The organism is Pseudorhodoferax aquiterrae, from assembly GCF_014652235.1.
Classification (GTDB): Bacteria; Pseudomonadota; Gammaproteobacteria; order Burkholderiales; family Burkholderiaceae_C; genus Pseudorhodoferax; species Pseudorhodoferax aquiterrae.
This window is the reverse complement of record NZ_BMYK01000017.1, coordinates 1-18196: the sequence shown is the minus strand read 5'-3', so window position 1 is coordinate 18196 and position 18196 is coordinate 1. Positions and strand designations below refer to the sequence as shown.

Annotated in this window: 18 protein-coding genes and 1 pseudogene; 7 read left to right on the top strand and 12 right to left on the bottom strand. The window is 71.5% G+C overall.

The window, feature by feature from the left end; genetic code table 11:
* Positions 1 to 42: 42 nt before the first annotated feature.
* Positions 43 to 1638 (top strand): rhodanese-like domain-containing protein, encoded by a 1596-nt coding sequence (locus tag IE209_RS21925; protein WP_189689042.1) that lies wholly within the window; start codon positions 43 to 45, stop codon positions 1636 to 1638.
* On the opposite strand, the gene IE209_RS21920 is transcribed toward IE209_RS21925, so the two are convergent.
* Complete coding sequence (locus IE209_RS21920) at positions 1635 to 3224, bottom strand: gamma-glutamyltransferase family protein (protein WP_229882991.1); 1590 nt, start codon at positions 3222 to 3224, stop codon at positions 1635 to 1637. The two genes, IE209_RS21925 and IE209_RS21920, sit on opposite strands and share 4 nt — an antisense overlap.
* 38 nt (positions 3225 to 3262) lie before the next feature.
* A complete protein-coding gene (locus tag IE209_RS21915) occupies positions 3263 to 4243 on the bottom strand; it encodes a Bug family tripartite tricarboxylate transporter substrate binding protein (protein ID WP_189689041.1) in 981 nt (326 codons plus the stop codon).
* Between the two features lie 335 nt (positions 4244 to 4578).
* Between IE209_RS21915 and IE209_RS21910 the strand changes: the two genes are divergently transcribed.
* Complete coding sequence (locus IE209_RS21910; protein ID WP_189689040.1) at positions 4579 to 5250, top strand: GntR family transcriptional regulator; 672 nt, start codon at positions 4579 to 4581, stop codon at positions 5248 to 5250.
* A 73-nt stretch (positions 5251 to 5323) separates the two neighbouring features.
* Here the strand turns inward: IE209_RS21910 and IE209_RS21905 are convergent, their stop codons facing one another.
* A complete protein-coding gene (locus IE209_RS21905; protein ID WP_189689039.1) occupies positions 5324 to 6256 on the bottom strand; it encodes a sterol desaturase family protein in 933 nt (310 codons plus the stop codon).
* A gap of 93 nt (positions 6257 to 6349) precedes the next feature.
* Between IE209_RS21905 and IE209_RS21900 the strand changes: the two genes are divergently transcribed.
* The 4 genes from IE209_RS21900 to IE209_RS21885 are packed head-to-tail and all read left to right on the top strand — an operon-like array spanning position 6350 to position 8376.
* Positions 6350 to 6628 (top strand): VF530 family protein, encoded by a 279-nt coding sequence (locus IE209_RS21900; protein ID WP_189689038.1) that lies wholly within the window; start codon positions 6350 to 6352, stop codon positions 6626 to 6628.
* Entirely contained in the window at positions 6625 to 6990 is a 366-nt protein-coding gene (locus IE209_RS21895) for a TfoX/Sxy family protein (protein WP_189689037.1), read from the top strand. The genes IE209_RS21900 and IE209_RS21895 overlap by 4 nt, the downstream gene beginning before the upstream one ends.
* Positions 6991 to 6995: 5 nt before the next feature.
* Positions 6996 to 7307, top strand: a complete 312-nt coding sequence (locus tag IE209_RS21890; RefSeq protein ID WP_189689036.1) for a hemagglutinin — start codon at positions 6996 to 6998, stop codon at positions 7305 to 7307.
* 25 nt (positions 7308 to 7332) lie between these two features.
* The gene (locus IE209_RS21885) at positions 7333 to 8376 is read left to right on the top strand and encodes a patatin-like phospholipase family protein (protein ID WP_189689035.1); all 1044 of its coding nucleotides are present in this window, start codon (positions 7333 to 7335) and stop codon (positions 8374 to 8376) included.
* Position 8377: 1 nt separating this feature from the next.
* On the opposite strand, the gene IE209_RS21880 is transcribed toward IE209_RS21885, so the two are convergent.
* The 5 genes from IE209_RS21880 to IE209_RS21860 all read right to left on the bottom strand — a co-directional run bounded on the left by IE209_RS21880 (position 8378) and on the right by IE209_RS21860 (position 14449).
* Positions 8378 to 9196 carry a THxN family PEP-CTERM protein gene (locus tag IE209_RS21880; RefSeq protein WP_189689034.1) on the bottom strand — a complete coding sequence of 273 codons (819 nt, stop codon included), beginning with the start codon at positions 9194 to 9196 and terminating at the stop codon, positions 8378 to 8380.
* Positions 9197 to 9446: 250 nt separating this feature from the next.
* Positions 9447 to 10307 carry a copper chaperone PCu(A)C domain-containing protein gene (locus IE209_RS21875; RefSeq protein ID WP_189689033.1) on the bottom strand — a complete coding sequence of 287 codons (861 nt, stop codon included), beginning with the start codon at positions 10305 to 10307 and terminating at the stop codon, positions 9447 to 9449.
* Positions 10308 to 10323: 16 nt separating this feature from the next.
* Positions 10324 to 12615, bottom strand: a complete 2292-nt coding sequence (locus IE209_RS21870) for a TonB-dependent receptor (RefSeq protein ID WP_189689032.1) — start codon at positions 12613 to 12615, stop codon at positions 10324 to 10326.
* A gap of 85 nt (positions 12616 to 12700) precedes the next feature.
* Positions 12701 to 13066 (bottom strand): DUF2946 family protein, encoded by a 366-nt coding sequence (locus tag IE209_RS21865; RefSeq protein WP_189689138.1) that lies wholly within the window; start codon positions 13064 to 13066, stop codon positions 12701 to 12703.
* A 195-nt stretch (positions 13067 to 13261) separates the two neighbouring features.
* Positions 13262 to 14449, bottom strand: a complete 1188-nt coding sequence (locus tag IE209_RS21860) for an MFS transporter (RefSeq protein WP_189689031.1) — start codon at positions 14447 to 14449, stop codon at positions 13262 to 13264.
* Positions 14450 to 14662: 213 nt separating this feature from the next.
* On the opposite strand from IE209_RS21860, the gene IE209_RS21855 reads away from it, so the two are divergent.
* Positions 14663 to 15235: a helix-turn-helix domain-containing protein gene (locus IE209_RS21855; protein ID WP_373305400.1), complete on the top strand. Its 573-nt coding sequence runs from the start codon at positions 14663 to 14665 to the stop codon at positions 15233 to 15235.
* On the opposite strand, the gene IE209_RS21850 is transcribed toward IE209_RS21855, so the two are convergent.
* The 4 genes and pseudogenes from IE209_RS21850 to IE209_RS21835 all read right to left on the bottom strand — a co-directional run.
* Entirely contained in the window at positions 15232 to 15906 is a 675-nt protein-coding gene (locus tag IE209_RS21850; protein ID WP_229882989.1) for an HAD family hydrolase, read from the bottom strand. The genes IE209_RS21855 and IE209_RS21850 overlap by 4 nt on opposite strands.
* Positions 15907 to 16042: 136 nt before the next feature.
* Complete coding sequence (locus IE209_RS21845) at positions 16043 to 17197, bottom strand: c-type cytochrome (RefSeq protein WP_189689029.1); 1155 nt, start codon at positions 17195 to 17197, stop codon at positions 16043 to 16045.
* 3 nt (positions 17198 to 17200) lie between these two features.
* The gene (locus tag IE209_RS21840) at positions 17201 to 17992 is read right to left on the bottom strand and encodes an ABC transporter ATP-binding protein (RefSeq protein WP_189689028.1); all 792 of its coding nucleotides are present in this window, start codon (positions 17990 to 17992) and stop codon (positions 17201 to 17203) included.
* Positions 17986 to 18147: pseudogene (locus tag IE209_RS21835) on the bottom strand (ABC transporter permease); the annotation flags it as partial. The pseudogene IE209_RS21835 and the gene IE209_RS21840, both read right to left, overlap by 7 nt.
* Between the last annotated feature and the right edge of the window lie 49 nt (positions 18148 to 18196).

Below are 18196 nucleotides of genomic sequence, written 5' to 3'. Positions count from 1 at the left end.
GGGCACCGCATAAGCGCCTGCGCGGGCGCCTATGCTCGCCCCATGCCCCTGCCCTTGCTGACACCTGCCGAGGTCCGCGCCGCGCTGCTCGCGCGCGACGAGATCGCCCTGCTCGACCTGCGCGAGGAGGACCCGTTCGCCCAGGCGCATCCGCTGTGGGCCGCCAACCTTGCGCTCTCGCGCATCGAGCTCGAGGCCTGGCGCCGCATCCCGCGGCGCGACACGCGCATCGTGCTGTACGGCGAGCACGATGGCGAAGACCTGATGCCGCGCGGTGCGGCCATGCTGGCCGCCTTGGGCTACACGCAGGTGCATGCGCTGGCCGGCGGCCTGGCCGGCTGGATCGCCGCGGGCGGCGAGGTGTTCCGCGATGTCAACGTGCCGAGCAAGGCCTTCGGTGAGCTCGTGGAGCACGAGCGCCACACGCCCTCGCTGGCGGCCGAGGAGGTGCAGGCGCTGATCGTCTCCGGTGCCGACGCCGTGGTCGTCGACGCGCGCCGCTTCGACGAGTACCAGACCATGAGCATCCCGGGCGCGACCAGCGTGCCCGGCGCCGAGCTCGTGCTGCGCGCGCGCGAGCTCGCGCCCGACCCGGCCACACGCATCATCGTCAACTGCGCGGGCCGCACGCGCAGCATCATCGGCACGCAGTCGCTGGTCAACGCCGGTGTGCCCAATCCCGTGGCGGCCTTGCGCAACGGCACCATCGGCTGGCTGCTGGCCGGCCAGCAGCTGGACCATGGCGCGGCGCGCCGCGCGCCGCAGCAGGTCGCGCCCGGGCGGCTGGCCGAGGCACGGCAGGCCGCTGCCGAGACGGCCGGGCGTGCCGGCGTGGGCCGCGCCACGCCGCAGGCGCTGGCGCGGTGGCGCACCGAACCCCGCCGCACGCTCTACGCCTTCGACGTGCGCACGCCCGAGGAGTACGCGGCCGGCCACCTGCCCGGCTTCGCCAACGCGCCCGGCGGCCAGCTGGTGCAGGAGACCGACCACAGCGTGCCGGTGCGCGGCGCGCGCATCGTGCTCGTGGACGACGATGGCGTGCGGGCGAACATGACGGCCTCGTGGCTGGCGCAGATGGGCTGGGAGGTGCACGTGCTCGACGGAGCCGGGCCGTTCGCCGAACGCGGCGCCGCGCCGCCCGCGCTGCCGCCGGCACCGGACACCGATGCCATCGACGCAGCGCAGCTGGCGGCCGCGCTGGCAGACAGCGTGGTCATCGACCTCGGCCCGGGCCAGGCCCATGTGCGCGGCCACGTGCCGGGTGCCTGGTTCGCGATCCGTGCCCAGCTGCGCCAGGCGCTGGAGCGCTTGCCGGCCGCGCCGCAGTACGTGCTGACCAGCGCCGACGGTGCGCTCGCCCCCTATGCCGTCCCCGAGCTGCGCAGCCTGCTCGACGCACGCGGACGGCCGACCAGCCGCGTGCGGGTGCTCGCGGGCGGCACGGCCGCCTGGGCCGCCGCCGGCCTGCCGCTGGAAGCCGGCGCGCCGCGCCTGGCCACGCCGCGCACCGACCGCTACCGCCGCCCCTACGAGGGCACGGACGCGCCGCGCGCGGCCATGCAGGGCTACCTGGACTGGGAGTTCGGGCTCGTCGCGCAGCTCGCGCGCGACGGCACGCACGGCTTTCGCGTGCTTTAGAACCCGACGGCCTGGCCGTCCCGGCGCGAGTCGCTGGCCGCGAGGTAGCCGCCGTCCACGCGGTGGATCAGCTGGGCCGAGCCGAACTCCAGGCTGTCGCTCGGGGCCACCTGCACGTCATGGCCGCGCGCGCGCAGTTCCTGCGCCACGGCGCCCGGCAGATGGGCCTCGACGTTGACGACCGGGCCGTTCTCGACCCGAAAGCGCGGCGCGTCGCTCATGGCCTGCGGGTTCTGGCGGAACGCCGCCAGGCGCATCAGCATCTGCAGGTGGCCCTGGGCCTGCATGGAGCCGCCCATCACGCCGAAGGCCATCAGCGGCTGGCCACTGCGTGTGACGAAGCCCGGGATGATGGTGTGCATGGGCTGCTTGCCCGGCGCCACGCAGTTGGGGTGGCCGGCCTGCAGGCTGAAGCTTTCGCCGCGGTTGTGCAGCGCGATGCCGGTGCCCGGCACCACCACGCCCGAGCCGAAGCCGCGGTAGTTGGACTGGATGAAGGACACCATGCTGCCCTGGGCATCGGCTGCCGCCAGGTACACGGTGCCGCCCGGCTTGGGCACACCGGCCATGGGCACCGAGGAGCGGTCCATGCGGATCGTCGCAGCGCGCGCCGCGAGGTACTGCGGGTCCAGCAGCGCCGCGGGCGCCACCTGCATGTGGGCCGGATCGGCCACATGCGCGTGCAGGTCGGCGAAGGCCAGCTTCATGGCCTCGATGGCCAGGTGGTAGAAGTCCGGGCTGTCCAGGCCCATGGCCTCCACGTCGAAGCGCTCGACGATGCCCAGCGCGATCAAGGCCGCGATGCCCTGGCCGTTGGGGGGCAGCTCGTGCAGCAGATGCCCGCGGAAGGCCTGGGCAATCGGCTCCACCCAGGCGACCTGGTGCTGCGCGAGGTCCTGCGCGGCGAGCACGCCGCCGGTCTTGCGTGCATGGTCCACGATGCGCTCGGCCAGCGGGCCCTCGTAGAAGCTGCGCCCGCCCGTGGCCGCGATCTCCGCGAGCGTGCGCGCCTGGTCGGGGCAGCGCCAGCGCTCGCCCGCGCGTGGCGCACGGCCGTCGACGAGGAAGGTCTCCTTGAACCCCGGTTGCTCCACGAGCACCGGCACCTGGGCCGCCCATTGCCGCGCGATCTGCGGCGAGACCAGGAAACCTTCCGCCGCATAGGCGATGGCGGGTGCGAACAGCTGTGCGAACGGCAGCTTGCCGAAGCGCTCGGACAGCGCGCGCCAGCCCGCCACCTGGCCGGGCACCGTGACGGTGTCCCAGCCGACCTTGGGCATGGCGCTGCGGCCCGCGAAATGGTCCGGCGTCCAGCGCGCCGGCGCGCGGCCGCTGGCGTTCAGGCCGTAGAGCTTTCCTTCGTGCCAGACCTGGGCGAACAGGTCGCCGCCGATGCCGTTCATGACCGGTTCCACCACCGTGAGCGTGATGGCCGTGGCGATGGCCGCGTCGATGGCGTTGCCGCCTTCGCGCAGCATCTGCAGGCCGGCCTGCGCGGCCAGCGGCTGGCTGGTGCTGACGGCGTTGGCCGCGAGCAGCGGCATCTTTTGCGAACGGTAGGGAAAGGACCAGTCGAAGTCTTGCATGGGCTTGGCGTGGGTGGGAAGGAAGGCAGCGCAGGCTGCTACTGCATGGTGATGCCGGACTGCTGCACGAGTTTCTCGGTGCGCGGCACCTCGGTGCGCACGAAGGCCTCGAAGTCGGCGACGGAGCCGCCGCGCGGCTCGGCGCCAGTGGCGGCCAGGCTCTCGCGGAAGGCGGCGTCCTGCAGCAGCTTGTTGATCTCGGTGTTCAGGCGGGCCACGATGGGCTGCGGCGTGCCCGGGCTGGCGACGATGCCGTACCAGGGCGCGATGTCGTAGCCCGGGTAGCCCTGTTCGGCGATGGTGGGAATGTCGGGCGCCATCGCGGAGCGCGTGGCGCTGGACACGCCCAGCGCGTTGAGCTTGCCAGCCTTGACCTGCGGCAGCGCGGTCATGATGGTGTCGAAGTACATGGACACTTGGCCCGACAGCAGCGCCGGGATGGCCTCGCCCGCGCCCTTGTAGGGCACGTGCACGATGTCGATGCCGGCCTGCTGGCGCAGCATCTCGCCGGCCATGTGCGAGGTGGTGCCCGCGCCGAACGAGGCGTAGGTCAGCTTGCCGGGGTTGGCCTTGGCGTAGGCCACCATCTCGGGCACGGTCTTGAACGGCAGCGAGGGGTGCGACAGCAGCACGTTGGGCGTGATGGCGACCACCGCCACCTTCGCGAACGCATCGGGGTCGTAGCTGAGCTTCTTGTACAGGAAGCGGTTGGTCACCATCGAGGCCGGGCCGCTCATGAGCAGCGTGTAGCCGTCGCCGGGGGCGCGTGCGGCCGCATCGCTGCCGATCATGGCGGCGGCACCGGGCTTGTTCTCGACGACGAAGGCCTGACCCAGGGCCTTGGCCAGGCCGGTGCCGAGATGCCGGCTGATGAGGTCCGTGGCGGCCCCGGCCGAGAACGGCACCACGATGCGGACCGGCTTGGTGGGCCAGGCCGGCGCGGGCGTTTGCGCGCTGGCGCTGCCCGCTGCCAGGACCACGGCCGCCAGGATGGACGTGCGCAACGACTCAAGAAGCATGGAAGAAATCCCCGTCTGACGAATGAAGGTCGGTCTGGCGGCCGCGAGCCCGAGGCCGCCGCGAGTATCCCGCAGTTTTTGGATTTTTGGATATTTGGATCCAATCTGCGAGACGCGGGCGATGAAGCAATAGCCAGGCCAGCTTTTACGGAGCGGCTGACGGCGTAAGGCGCTGCCGCTGCACGGGAAAGCGCCCGCGCATGCGCAGCGCACGCACCGGGCCGAGGCCTGCGTCGCAGGTCGCGCACCGCAGTGGGGCATGCACCGCGTGCGCTGCATGCGCAGTCCCACCCCTAGAATCGCGCGGCTGGCCGCGCAAATCCCCTGCTTCCCTGATGCTCACGCAACGCTCTTCCTCGTTCGAATCCCCGCACTCGACCGCCCAGGAAGAGGCCTACCAGCACATCCGCCATGCCATCCGCATGGGGCTGCAGCGGCCGGGCGCGCGCCTGGTGCCCGAAGAGATCGCCAGCGCGCTGGGCATGAGCCGCATGCCGGTACGCGAGGCCCTGAACCGGCTGGCCGCCGAGGGCCTGATCGTGATGCGGCCCAATCGCGGCGCCGTGGTGCGCGACCTCACCGAGAAGGAAGTGCGCGAGGTGTTCGAGATGCGCGCCGTGCTCGAAGGCCTGGCCGCCGCGATGGCAGCCCGGCGCGTGAGCGCCGACGACATCCACGACCTGGAACAGCTGCTGGCCAAGATGCAACGCAGCGCGGCCAACACCTCGGACTGGATCACCGTGCACCGGCAGTTCCACGAGCGCCTGTGCGCGGTCAGCGATGCGCCGCGGCTGATGCACCAGATTTCGGCGCTGCATTCGGTGATCGAGCCGCTCATGCGCATCTGGATGGAGGCCCGGCCCTCGGTCGACTACGTGCAGGACGTGCACCGCGAAATCCTCGCGGCGCTCAAGGCCGGCGATGCCGAGGGCGTCGAAGCCCTGGTGCGCGCCCACATCCTGCGCACCATCGCCGGCATCACCGCGCCACGCCCTGCCGCTGCATGAGCCAGCCCGTGCCGCCCGTGCTGACGGGCCCGCTCCGACGCCGCGGCCGCCCTGCCGCGGGCCGGGCGCGGCTTCAGGGATCCGTTCGCAGGCGCGGCGCCTGGGTCGCGCTGAGCGGCGCGCCCGCAGGGACGGCCGCCCGCGCCCGCAGCGCCTCGGTGGTCTCGTGCGCGCCCGTCGGCGACCAGCCCGGCGGCATGGCCAGGTGCCCCAGCAGCGCGCGCAGGCTGCGCACCCGCGCCAGGTCGCGCGCGAGCGCGCGCCACTGCGCCAGCTCCACAGTGAACGGGTTGCGGCTGGTCATGGGATGCACCAGGCCGTAGCGGCAGGGCAGGTCCTCGCGCTCGGCGACATAGGTGCCGAACAGGCGGTCGAACACGATCAGCACGCCGCCGTAGTTGGCGTCCAGGTACTCCAGGTTGGCCGCATGGTGCACGCGGTGGGCCGAGGGGGTGTTGAGCCAGTGCTCCAGCCAGCCCAGCTTGGGGATCCAGGTGGCGTGCAGCCAGAACTGGTAGAGGAGGTTCAGCGTCAGCGCGGCCGCTACCTGCCGCAGCTCGAAGCCCAGCCAGACCAGCGGCAGCAGGAACACCACGTTGCCGGTCAGCTTGCCGAACATGCCGATGCGCAGCGAAGCGCCCAGGTTCAGCTGGTTGGGCGTGTGGTGCACCGCGTGGTTGCACCAGAACCAGCGCACGCGGTGGCCGGCGCGGTGCAGCCAGTAGTAGAAGAACTCCAGCAACAGGAACAGCGCGAGCGCCGCGCCGGCCGAATCCACCGGGATCGTCCCCAGCCGGTGCTGCTCGACCCAGCGCACGAGCGGCGCGGCGATGGTGAAGGGCACGAACACGGTGAGCGCGATGCGCCCCGCATAGTCGAACAGCGAGACGCCGTAGGCGCGCCAGTCGTAGCCGCCGCGGCGCGACAGCAGCACGCCCTCCAGCAGCGACAGCGCCAGCACGGTGGGTGCGGCGCCGAACAGCAGGATCTTCTCGAGGGTGTTCATGGTACGGGCATCGAAGGGGGGGCCGATTCTGCGCCCGTGTGCGCGCCAAGGCGAGGCAGGCAAACCCGCGGCCGTCTGTGGCAGCATCGCCACGTGAACGACAGCCTGCCCCCCTCCCCGCCCGCGCAACCGCGCAATCCGCTGCACGGCCTCACGCTGGAGCGCATCCTGACCGCGCTCGTGGCCCATTTCGGCTGGCCGGGCCTGGGCCAGCGCATCCCCGTGCGTTGCTTCACGCACGATCCCAGCATCGCCTCCAGCCTGCGCTTTCTGCGCAAGACGCCCTGGGCGCGCGAGAAGGTCGAGGGGCTGTACCTGTTCATGCTGCGCGAGCAGCGCCGCGCCAGCCGGGACCGAACCGCGGCCCCATGAGCGAATTCAGCGACAACCTGCACGAGGTGTTCGAGCGTTTCGGCCGCATTGCGGTGCGCCGCATGTTCGGCGGCCATGGCGTGTTCCACGGGGGGCGCATGTTCGCGCTGGTCGCCGGCGGGCGGCTGTACCTCAAGACCGACGCGCAGAGCCGCGCCACGTTCGAGGCCCGCGGCCTGCCCCCCTTCGAATACGCGCGCCAGGGCCAGACCGCGCGCATGAACTACCACGAGGCGCCGGCCGAGGTCTTCGAAGACCGTGAGGAGGCCGCGCGCTGGGCCCGCCTGGCCTGGGACGCAGCCTTGCGCGCGGCCAGGCCGGCCCAGCCCCCGGCCGCGGGCAAGCGCGGCGCGCGCCGCTGAAGACCATGGCGGAGCCGCTGCGCGTGCAGTACGAAGCCGAGGTCGCCGCGCTGCGCACCGCGGCCGCGCAACGGCTCGCCGCGGGCAACAGCGCGGAGCAGGTGGCGCGCTGGATCGTGGCGCAGCGCAATGCGCTCAAGCTGCGCTTTCGCGCCGGCACGCCGACGGACGAGCTGGCCCGCCTGGAGGCCTGGACCCGCGCGCGCTACGGCAACGCGCTGGGCCCTTCGGCCGAGCAACTGCAGGCGGCCGGCAAGTCCTGGCACGAGATCATCGAGGGCGCCGCACGCCCCGGCCGCTACCGCGGCAAGCCTTGACAGCCGGGCATGGCATGCTGCGGGCATGCGCTGGCCCACCCTGCCCTTTCTCGCCCCGCACCGTCCGGCCCTGAACCTGGCCCTGCAGGGCGGCGGCGCGCACGGTGCCTTCACCTGGGGCGTGCTGGACGCGCTGCTGGAGGCCGACCGCTTCGCCCTCGCGGGCATCAGCGGCACCAGCGCCGGCGCCATCAATGGCGTGCTGCTGGCCCATGGCCTGGTGCAAGGCGGCCCCCCGGCCGCGCGCGCGGCGCTGGCCGGTTTCTGGAGCGCGATCGGCACGCGCGTGCCCTTCGAGTGGCTGACAGTGGGCCAGGACGATGCGCTGGCCTTCAACCCGCTGGCGCGGCTCATGCTGCAGTGGTCGCAGCTGTTCGCGCCGCACGAGCTCAACCCGCTGGGCCGCGATCCGCTGCGCGAACTGCTGGCCGAGCAGCTGGACTTCACGGCGCTGCGCCGCGTGGGCGCGCCGCGGCTGGCGATCGCAGCCACGCATGCCAACAGCGGTCGGCTCAGGGTGTTCGACAACGCCGCACTCACGCTGGACGCTTTGCTCGCCTCGGCCTGCCTGCCCACGCTGCACCACACTGTGGACATCGCGGGCGAGCCTTACTGGGATGGCGGCTACAGCGCCAACCCGGCGCTGCTGCCGCTGCTGGCCGATGCGCGCTGCGCCGCCGACACCCTGCTCGTGCTGCTGGCGCCGCGCCAGCACGCGCGCACGCCGCGGCAACGCGCCGAGATCGCCGAGCGCGCCACGGACATCGCGTTCCAGGCGCCCTTCCTGCGCGAACTGGAGCTGCTGGCCACGCTGCAGGCCGACGCCGGCCAGCGTTGGTGGCCCGGCGGCGGCGTGGCTGCGCGGATCGCCCGCGCGCGCTGGCACCTCGTGGACGGCGCGCCGGTGCTGGCCGCGCTGCGCGGCGAGACGCGGCTGATCGCGCACCTGCCCTTCCTCGAGCGCCTGCGTGACGCGGGGCGCGCGGCCGCGCAAGAGTGGCTGGTGGGCCCCGCGCGCCATGTGGGCCAGCGCAGCGGCACGGCGCTGCGCGCGGTGGCCCAAGGTTGAATCAGCCCGGCTGCCGGCCCTTGCGCCGGCGAATGCCGGCCAGGCCCAGCAGGCCCAGGCCGACCAGCGCGACCGAGGCCGGCTCCGGCACCTCGGTGGCGACCAGGCGGAAGGCGAAGTTCACCGTGTAGTCCTGCCCTTCGGGCGTGGCAAAACCGTAGCAGCCGGCCTCGTAGCCGGCCGCCACGCATTGCGCGTCGGTCAATTGCGTGAACGAGGGATCGGAGACGAATTCGAAGCTGTATTCATAGCCGTTGTAGACGAAGGATTCACCGAAAGAACCCACCAGGACGAAAATGTCGCTGCAGGGGTTGGTTTCCTTCACAGGGCAGGTGGCGTTGGTGTTGGGCGTCTCCAGGAAATAAACACTGTAGGCCGTGGAAAATGCCTGCTCGAAGCCATCGGCGTAGAGCGTCAGCACCGAATCGATCTTGGTGGTGGAGAGCGTGTAGCTGTTGGCACCCAGCGCGTTGTTGTTGTAGTGCGTGTAGCTGTTGGCGGCCACGAAGACGCCGTTGGTGTCCACCGTGCCAGTGGCCGGCGTGTTCGTGATCTCCAGGCCGCTGCGCGTGCCGGCCGCGATGCTGCCGCTCTTCTGGCCCCACTGCAGCAGCGTGTCGCTGACCCAGTAGCTGGTATTGCTGTTGACGGGGTTGGCGGGGTTGGTGCCCGAGCTCACGAAGGTCGTGACCGAGGGATCGGTGTCGAACGCGCTCGTGATGCTGTAGGTCCAGGTGGTGACAGGCGCCGCCGAAGCCGCCGCACCGGCCAGGGCCAAGGCGGCCGCCAGGCCGATACGGGTGAATGTGATGGGTCGCATAACAGATCCTCAAATGCTGGAACAGAGAAAAGCCAACCAGGGTTGACCCCGGATAATCAGCAATCCGCGTGCCCTTGCAGCGATTTTTCATCGCCGTCATGGACCTTCCATTCCGGCGGAAAAAATGAGAATCTCGAGCTGTCAGATATTCCGACGATCGTTCTTGATATTCGGTGATTTCCCAATGTCAACCGAATATCTGGAAATCACCGGAATGCATCGGGCAGCATGCGGCATCACATTCGGTGGATCAATGCACGTGGCCACCTGCGGGCGCGGCGGCCCCTTCGGGCACGCCCACCGGCACCTGCAGCACGCGCTGGCTGGCCAGGCCCTGGGCATCGACGAAACGCAGCGTCAGCGGCAGCTGCGTGCCCTTGGCCAGCGGCTGTTTCAGATCCATCAGCATCAGGTGGTAGCCGCCGGGCTTGAGCTCCACGGTCTGGCGCGCGGGCAGCGCCAGGCCGTCCTTGAGTTCGCGCATGCGCATGGTGTTGTCGTCCATGCGCATCTCGTGCAGTTCGGCCACGCCCGCGAGCGGCGTCGAAGCGCCCACCAGACGCAAGCCCTGCGGCGCGCTGAGCTGCATGAAGGCGCCCGTCCCGCTCTGGCCTGGAACGCTGGGGCGCGCCCAGGCGTTCTTCACGTCGACGGCGGCCACGCCGGGCGCGAGCACCTCGAGCCGCGCGGCCGGGAACGGCCGCTTGGCGCTGGCGTCGGCACCGGGCAGCTGGGCCCAGTCGGCGCTTTGCGTGCCGCAGTCCTGGCGCACCGGGAACCACAGCGTGCCCGGCGTGGCCGTGAGCTTGCCGCGCACGACGAACTCGGCGCGCTCCTTGTCGGGCAGCGCACTGGCGGCGTCTGCCGTCCAGCGCACCTCGCGGGCGCTGCTGCTGAGCTGCCAGCCCGCACGCGGCAGCGCCTCGGTCAACGTGAAGCCTTCAGGCAGGCGCACGGTGACGGCCGTGGTGGCCGGCGTGTCCTTGCAAGCGTGGCCGACGCGGAACGCGGCCTCGTAGTCGCTTCCGGCGGCGGCACCGCCGGGTGGCAGCGTGACGTGGGCGAAGGCCGGCGCGGCGGCGGCGATCAGGGGCAGGAGCAAAGAGCGCATGACGGTGATCCTTGTGTCACAGGTCGAACTGGAGTTGCGCGTGGTAGGTGCGCTGCGGATAGGGGTGGAAGGCCCAGAACTGCTGGTTGTTGAGGTTGTCGATGCCGAAGGCAGCCGACCACTGCCGGTCGATCTGCCAGCGCAGGCGCAGGTCCAGCGTGAGGTAGCGGCTGGCGCCGAAGTAGGTGAAGGGGTTGGTGTCGCTGTTGTCCAGGTTGCTGTACTGGCGGCCGCTGTAGCGCGCGGCCAGCGTGGCCGACCAGCGGTCGTCGGCACGCCAGGTGGCCAGCGCCGTGGCGCGCCAGCGCGGCACGCGCGGCTGCCACTTGCCGACGCTGGCCGGGTTGGCCGCATTGGCCACGGTCTTGCTGTTGGCAAAGGTCAGGCTGCCGCCAAGGTCCAGGCCGCGCAATGCCACGTCGCTCGCGTTGGCGGCCAGTTCCACGCCGACCGTGCGCACCTTGTCCACGTTCTGCACACGCGAGACGGCGCTGCCCGGGATCAGCTGGCTGATGAGGGCGTCGCGCGTGGTCTCGCGGAACAGCGTGGCGCGCACCAGGCCCGTGCCCAGGTCGCGCTCGGCGGTGAGTTCGCTGGTCCAGGACTTCTCGGGCCTGAGGTTCGGGTCGTTGACGAAGTCCAGCGCGCCGCCCGAGGTCGCGCCGTAGAGCTCGCCCACGGTGGGGTAGCGCACGGCGCGGCCGAGCGAGGCCTCGAGCACGGTCTGCGGCGTCAGCTGCCAGGCCAGCGCGGCCTTGGGCGAGACATCGGACTGGCTGCGCTGCGCGTAGGCCAGCCGGCTGCTCGCGCTGGCACTCAACCCGTCCTCGGCCTGCCAGTGCTCCCAGCGCGCGCCCAGCACGGCCTTCCATTGCGGGGCGAAGGCCCAGGCGTCCTGCGCCCAGGCGAACCAGGTGCTGGTACGGCCGCCGACCTGGCTCTGCAGCGCGCCGCCCTCGCCGCTGCGCCAGTCGCCGGCCACGGCGGTCTTCACGATGTTGAGTTCATAGGCATCGCGCCCCACGCCGAAGTCCACGGTGTGCGCGCCGCCCACGCCCTGCGGTCGCCAGGTGCCCTTGGCCGCGAGCTGGTTCCAACCCGTGCCGTCCTGGGACTGCAGTGTGCCGGGCCCGCCGCTGGCCGCCTGCGGCAGCGCGGTGGTGGGCGTGCGCTGGCGGTCCTTGGCATAGTCGTACAGGCTGGCCACCAGTTCCCAGTCCCAGGTGTCCTGCGTGCGGCTCTTGAGCGAAAAGCCGTGCATCCAGTGCGTCTGGTCGTCGTCGGTCGAGGGAAACGCCGTGGCGCCCAGCGTGTAGCTGCGCCCGTCGATCCGCACCGGGCCGCTGTAAACCGGGTTGCCCGCGGCATCGCGCAACCAGCTCTGCGACCGGCCTTCGGACTGGTTCTGCCACCAGCCCAGGGTGTAGCTCGCGCGCAGCGTCGCGCTGATGTCGTAGGCCAGCTTGAGCTTGGCCTGGTCCTGCACCGTGGTGTACTGCGTGGCGCTGCCCAGCAGCCACCAGGGCTGGCCCGTGAGGTTGCGCCCGGGCACGGCACCGGTGACCGGCACGCCGTTGCCGCCGGCCTGGCCGGCCGACTGCAGCGCCGTGGCGAAGGTCTGCGGCTGGCCCTCGCTGCGGCCGCGCTGCAGCGCCAGCCACCAGGACCAGTCACCGCTCCTGCTGCCCAGCGAGGCGCTGGTCTGCCAGGACGTGAACGTGCGGTCCGTCGCATACAGGCTGTTGGGCTGGGCCGCATAGCCCAGCCGGATGTGGGCCTCCAGCTTCTTCGGCATGCGCGTCACGTAGTCGACCACGGCACCGGCCGAGTTGCCGGGGTAGGCGGCCGAGAACGGGCCGTACATCACGTCCACGCGCTCGATCTCCTCGGGCGTGACCAGGCCCCAGCGCGGCGCGTAGTTGGTGCCGTTGGCGATGCCGTTGCCCAGGAAGTTGGACAAGAGGATGCCGTCGGCATAGACGGCCGAGCGCGCGCTGTTGCCTGTGCCCGAGGCGCGCGTGGACAGGATGGCGTGGTTGTAGTCGCCGATGTAGCGCTTGCGCACCAGGAGGCTGGGCAGGTACTTCAGCGCGTCCTCGGCGTCGGTCGCGTTGACGGTGGTGGCGATCTGGGCACGCGTGACGCCCTCGATGGTGGTCGGGATCTGCGTGGGCAGCGAGGTGGGCTGGCCGCCGCTGACGGTCACGACGCCCAGGGATTTCTGGCGCTCGGGCGCATCGTCTGCGGCCTGGGCCAGGGCTGCGCCGGTCAGGGCGGCGCCCGACAACAGCACGGTGATCTTGTGCATGGAAGACTCTCTCGAAAGGCGGGCCGCGGCCCGCCGCTGCATGGCAAAACAAGGGCGCAGCGGTGCTGCGCCGTCGATGGCGATGTCAGCCGAGCGAGGGGGGGCCGCGCGCCGGCAGCGGCGCCGCGGTGGCCGCGGCGATGCGCGCGGCGGGGATGGACTGGACCGCATGGCCCAGCGGCAGCACGGGCGGCAGGGCCACCGTGGATGGCAGCGGCGGCGCACCGCCCAGCACGCACAGTGGGCAGTCCAGGTGGCTGTCGCCCAGTTCCTGCACACCGTCGTCGGTGTGGACCACGGCCTTGACGATGCCGGCGCCCGAGCAGATCAGCTCCATGGCCTGCGGTTGGATGATGGGCGAGGCGATGGCCGCGCCCAGCGACAGCAGGAACAGCGCGAGCATGGCGCGCACCAGGCCCGCGCCCGGCCGCCGGCCTGCCACCAGGGGCATGCGGGCGATCAGGCGGAGCAAGGCGTGCATGGGGTGGCGATTGTGCATGAGGGCCGGCTGCCACGCCCCTGGGCAAATCGTCTATGGATATGCGCTGCGCGTAGAGGATCCCTTCGGGCCGATGGATGCCGGTCCATCGAGGTCGAGTCGTCCCGTGCCGGGACACCACGGCGCTTTCCGCGCCCGCCCCCCCGCCTACGCAGCGCGGCCCGCAGCGGGCGGAGCTGCCGTGCGCCAACCCAACACGGCGGCAGTGCAGGCGAGCAGCCAGGCGACGGCCGCCGGAGCAGCCATCCCCGAATCGACAAAGGGTGCCACGACCGCCGTTCCCAGCGCGGTGGTGAGCAGCATCGCGACCACGATGCAGGCTGCCGCTCGGGTGTCGTCGCCTTGCGCACTTGTCAAAGCCGCGTGGAACCCGATCGGCGCCCGGAAGCCGAAACCCGTGCACAACAGGACGAACAAGACGGTGATGACCGGGGTCTGGCCCATGCCGAGCAGCGCTGCGCCGAAGATCGCTGCGCTGCTGACGGCGCTGAGCAGGCTGCCAAGCCGGAGCAGCTGCAGGGCGCCGAAGCGCTCGATGACCAGGCCGGCGCCGTTGGCGACGAGCACGAATGCGGTGATGCCGACCATCTGCATGGTGACGAAGGCCCTGACCGGGGCGTCGCTGAGCCGACTGAACACGGCCGGCGCCGCGAAGACGATGACCAGCAGCGCGGCGAGGCTGAATGCATGCGACAGCGCAAGCCGCACGAAGCACCGGTTGCGCGCCAGCCGGACGTAGCTGCCGTCGGCCGCCAGCTGCAGCCGCTCCGGCAAGCGTCCTGCCTGCCAGCGCAGCGCCAGCGCCAGCAGCGCACCCAACGCGGCCAGAACGGCGAAGCTGGCACGCCAATCCCAGCGCGCCAGCAATGCCGCGCCCGCGAGCGGCGCCAGCGCCGGGGCCATCGCTTCGATGCTGCCGAAGGCCGCCAGCGCGCGCACCGCGTGCGGCCCTTGGAAGAGCGCGCGGATCACGGCCGGCGCGAAGACCGCAGCCGCGGCGCCGCACGCACCCTGAACGAAGCGCAGGCCAATCAGCAGCCAGATCGAATCCACGCACGCTGCCGCCAGCGAAACGGCCGCGAAGCTGGCCGCCGACACCATCAACAGGCGCCTCCAGTCCTGCTGCGCGCCGAGCGCTCCGAACAACAACAGGCCGGCAGCGGCACCGGCCGTGAAGGCAGCGAGCACCCACTGGGCCTCGGCCGGCGTGCCGCCCAGGTCGCGGGCCAGCGCTGGAATGGCGGGCAGCACCAGATCGGTCCCGGCGAGCCCGAGCACGGTGCCGAGAACCAACAACGCGAACGGTGCGAGCCGGTCCAGGGTCAGGCGCTGCATCGTGCGCGTCCAGGTTCATGCCGCATGTGCGGCACTGGATGCGGTCGACCCGGGGCGTCCGTCCCGGACCGGGGGGCGACCATCTTCGGTGTGCCCGGGCTGCGCGGGCGCTGCGGTCCGCGACAATCGATGCGGGCTCGCCCTGCTGCGCTGCCCTTCCCGTTCGGCTCTTCCTCCGTTGTCGTCATCCTTGTCATGTCCATGTCGTTGCGAATGATGGAACCGCCCTTCGTCCAAGACCGCTCGGCGGCGCTCGGTGCTGCGCTGCGCCGCTGGCGGCTGCTGCATCGGGTCAAGCAATCGGCGGCGGCCGAGATGCTCGGTGTCGCCCAGGCCACCATATCGCGCTGGGAAACCGGCCTGCAGCGCATGGAGGCGCCGGAGCGCAGGCGGGTCGAGGCGCTGGTGTCGGCGCGGCTGGCCACCGCTGCGGACAGGGTGCTGGCCCAGCTGATCGAGGACACGACGCGGCCAGTGCACCTGGTCTGCGACCACAGCCACCGGCTGCTGGCGTGCTCGCGGGTGCGGGCACGTGAGCTGGGCCGCGACTGCAGCCAGCTGCTCGGTACCTCGCTGCTGCGCTTTGCCACGGAGCCCCTGATGGCTGTCGAGCGAGGCTTGGAGGACCGCGGTTGGTACGCCCTGGCCGTGCCCGAGCCCGTGGTGTTCGAGACCGGCAGCAACCGGTCCCAGCTCGTGCCCATCCGTGACAGCGTGTGCCGCTGGACGCGCCTCATCTTGTCGGACGGGACGGCCGCGCGCTTGGTGGAAACCATCGGCGGCTAGGCGATCTGGTCGAGCCAGGCCGGAACGTCCTGGAAGCGCTCCAGACGGGCGTAGCGCTGGTGGCCGGAAGGCTCTTGCGCACGTTCGTGAATCCAGGTGATGGCATGGGGCACGTGTGCCGCCCACCCGCCCGCTGCGAGCGCGGGCGCAATGTCCGAGCGCAGCGAGTCGCCGACCATGCCTGCCCGCGAAGGATCGACGCCGTGGCGTTCGAACAGGCGGGCAAAGGTCTGTGCGGTCTTGTCGCTCACGATCTCCACGCTCTCGAACAGTTCGCCCAACCCGGAAGCCGCCAGCTTTGATTCCTGGTGCAGCAGGTCACCCTTGGTCACCAGCACCAGACGCACCCGCTCCGAGAGCCCGGCCAATGTCTCCTGCACGCCGTCGAACAGCTCGACCGGATGGGCGCACAACGCGCGCCCCGCTTCCAGCATGGAGGCAAGCATGGAAGGCGACAGCGCTTGCCCGCACAGCAGGCCGGCCGTCTCGATCATCGACAGCGTGAAGCTCTTGGCTCCATAGCCGTAGAGCTTCAGGTTGGCTGTGCCGACGGCTTCCAGGCGCTCGCGCGCCACACCGGCTTCGACGAACGGCTCCATCAAGGTCAGGAAGGCACGTTCGGCCGCGTCGAAGTGGCGCATGTTGTGCCATAGCGTGTCGTCGGCGTCCACGCACAGAAGTTCCAGAGGCATGGCGGCAGTGTAGGCAGCGTGCATTCGCGCCGCGACGGATAAATGATGCGTGCGCTGCTGCTGGCGTAGGACCGATCGCTGGCGCACGCAAGCGCCCCGGTTCGGCCATCGGAGTTCAGTGCACGAAGCCGCCCTTGACGTAACGCACCGGCTCGGCGTCCATGGCCGCGATCAGGGCCGACAGGCCGTCGGGCGCCGCACGCTCTGCCCGCCCCCGCGGCTGGCCCTCCGTGCGGCACAGCAGGTCGTCCTCGGACCAGCCGGCCTGGCCCGGCACGGCGCGGGCGCGGGCCCAGCCATGGCGGTCGGCCAGCAGTTGCGTGCCGGCCAGGGCATCGCTGCCGGTAATCAACGCGAAGGCCTGCCAGGCCGCAGCGTCGCTGGCCACGCAATCGACCGCTGCGGGTCCAGGCGCTGCGGCCTGGCGCAGCAGCACGGTGACGAAGCGCGGGTCTTCCAGCACCGTGGCCGCAGCCCGGCCCTCGGCCACCACGCGCATGCGCTGGCCGTTCCAGCTGCGCAGCGGCCGCTCGCCCTGCCCCGCGCAGCGCACCGCCACATCGGGCAGGCCCACGGGCTGCGGCCAGAAGCCGGCCACGCGCAAGGCCTGCCCGGCCCCCTGGGCCTTCATGAAGTCGATCAGCGCCCAGGCCTCGGCACCGGAGAGGCGGTCGCCGAAGCCAGCCATCGTGGCCTCGCCCTGGCGCCCGCGCACGCCGTGCAGCACATGCCACCACAGGTCACCATCGGCGCGCCGCCACAGCAGCGGCCCGGCGAAGTTGGGCGGCCAGACCGGCTGCGCCGCCGCCAGCGGCCCCTGGCCGCGACCGTCCGCGCCATGGCAAGCCGCACAGTGCTGCGCGTAGAGCGCCTGGCCCTGCACGATGGCGCGGGCCGAGAAGCCGGTCGGCGAACGGTGGAAGCTGGCCGGCGTGGCGGGCACCAGCAGCACGCGCGAATCGGGCCAGGGCGCGGCCAGCAGCCACAGCGGCACGCTGGCCAACACGTACCAGCGCCCGCGCCGCCAGCACAGGGCCAGCAGCACCAGCAGCGCGGCCACGGCCAGCGCCGCCAGCGTCCAGCCCAGGCGGCGTGCCTGCCCCAGGTCGATCAGAAGGTTCTCGCCGGACAGGCGCCAGGCGAATGGCCAAGCCGGCTGGCCGTCCAGCGGCTGCACCAGGCCCACCGCATCGAGCAGCCGCAACAGCGCGGACTGGGCGGACTGCAGCGCGGCGATGAGCTGGTTCAGCCATTCGGCCTCAGGCGGCATCGCTCACCAGGTGGCGTCCAGCCCGAGATGGCGCAGTGCCTCGTGCCGCAGTTCGGCCAGCCGCTGGTGGCCGCGCTGGCGCGGGTACGGCAGGTCGACCTTGAGCTCGGCCGTGATGCGCGCGGGCCGGTCGCTCAGCACGATCACGCGCTGGGCCAGGAACAGCGCCTCTTCCACATCGTGGGTGACCAGCAGCGCCGAGAAGCCGGCGCGTTGCCACAGCGCGACCAGCTCGCTCTGCATCGCGATGCGCGTCAGCGAGTCGAGCTTGCCGAGCGGTTCGTCGAGCACCAGCAACTGCGGGTCGTTGACCAGCGCGCGCGCCAGCGCCACGCGCTGCGCCATGCCGCCCGAGAGCTGGTGCGGAAAGCTGGCCGCGAAGTCCGACAGGCCGACCAGCTTGAGCGCCGCATCCACGCGCGCGCGCTGGTCCTTGAGCAGGCCGCGGGCCTGCGGGCCCAGTGCCACGTTGTCCCAGACCGTGCGCCAGGGGAACAGCGTGGGGTCCTGGAACACCACGATGCGCGAGGGGTCGGGTCGGGTGATCGGCGTGCCGTCCTGCGTCAGCTGGCCGGTGGTGGCCGGCTCCAGCCCGGCCACCAGCCGCAGCAACGTGGACTTGCCGCAGCCGCTGGGGCCCAGCAGCGCGACGAACTCGCCCGGCGCGACCGTGAGGTCCACGCCATCGAGCACCTGCAGCGCGCTGCCCTTCTGTTCGAACCAGTGGCTGACCTGCTGCACCGCGATCCGGGCGCCCTTGCTGACGGCCGGTGCCACCTGCACCGCGTTCACCATTTGACCGTTCCCTTCTGCCAGGACAGCACGCGGTCGCGCACCGTGAACAGGAGCGTGATGAGGCCCGAGCACAGCGCGGCCATGACCAGCAGCGCGGCGTACATGTTGGCGTAGGCGGCCCAGCCCTGGGCCCATTGCAGATACCAGCCCAGGCCCAATGCCAGTCAGTTAAGCGCTGACTGGCATTTTCTTTGGTGGGTACTT

Coding starts and splice junctions, on each gene's coding strand:
- IE209_RS21925 (WP_189689042.1), top strand. CDS start 43: ATGCCCCTGCCCTTGCTGACACCTGCCGAGGTCCGCGCCGCGCTGCTC.
- IE209_RS21920 (WP_229882991.1), bottom strand. CDS start 3,224: ATGCAAGACTTCGACTGGTCCTTTCCCTACCGTTCGCAAAAGATGCCG.
- IE209_RS21915 (WP_189689041.1), bottom strand. CDS start 4,243: ATGCTTCTTGAGTCGTTGCGCACGTCCATCCTGGCGGCCGTGGTCCTG.
- IE209_RS21910 (WP_189689040.1), top strand. CDS start 4,579: ATGCTCACGCAACGCTCTTCCTCGTTCGAATCCCCGCACTCGACCGCC.
- IE209_RS21905 (WP_189689039.1), bottom strand. CDS start 6,256: ATGAACACCCTCGAGAAGATCCTGCTGTTCGGCGCCGCACCCACCGTG.
- IE209_RS21895 (WP_189689037.1), top strand. CDS start 6,625: ATGAGCGAATTCAGCGACAACCTGCACGAGGTGTTCGAGCGTTTCGGC.
- IE209_RS21890 (WP_189689036.1), top strand. CDS start 6,996: ATGGCGGAGCCGCTGCGCGTGCAGTACGAAGCCGAGGTCGCCGCGCTG.
- IE209_RS21885 (WP_189689035.1), top strand. CDS start 7,333: ATGCGCTGGCCCACCCTGCCCTTTCTCGCCCCGCACCGTCCGGCCCTG.
- IE209_RS21880 (WP_189689034.1), bottom strand. CDS start 9,196: ATGCGACCCATCACATTCACCCGTATCGGCCTGGCGGCCGCCTTGGCC.
- IE209_RS21875 (WP_189689033.1), bottom strand. CDS start 10,307: ATGCGCTCTTTGCTCCTGCCCCTGATCGCCGCCGCCGCGCCGGCCTTC.
- IE209_RS21870 (WP_189689032.1), bottom strand. CDS start 12,615: ATGCACAAGATCACCGTGCTGTTGTCGGGCGCCGCCCTGACCGGCGCA.
- IE209_RS21865 (WP_189689138.1), bottom strand. CDS start 13,066: ATGCCCCTGGTGGCAGGCCGGCGGCCGGGCGCGGGCCTGGTGCGCGCC.
- IE209_RS21860 (WP_189689031.1), bottom strand. CDS start 14,449: ATGCAGCGCCTGACCCTGGACCGGCTCGCACCGTTCGCGTTGTTGGTT.
- IE209_RS21855 (WP_373305400.1), top strand. CDS start 14,663: ATGATGGAACCGCCCTTCGTCCAAGACCGCTCGGCGGCGCTCGGTGCT.
- IE209_RS21845 (WP_189689029.1), bottom strand. CDS start 17,197: ATGCCGCCTGAGGCCGAATGGCTGAACCAGCTCATCGCCGCGCTGCAG.
- IE209_RS21840 (WP_189689028.1), bottom strand. CDS start 17,992: ATGGTGAACGCGGTGCAGGTGGCACCGGCCGTCAGCAAGGGCGCCCGG.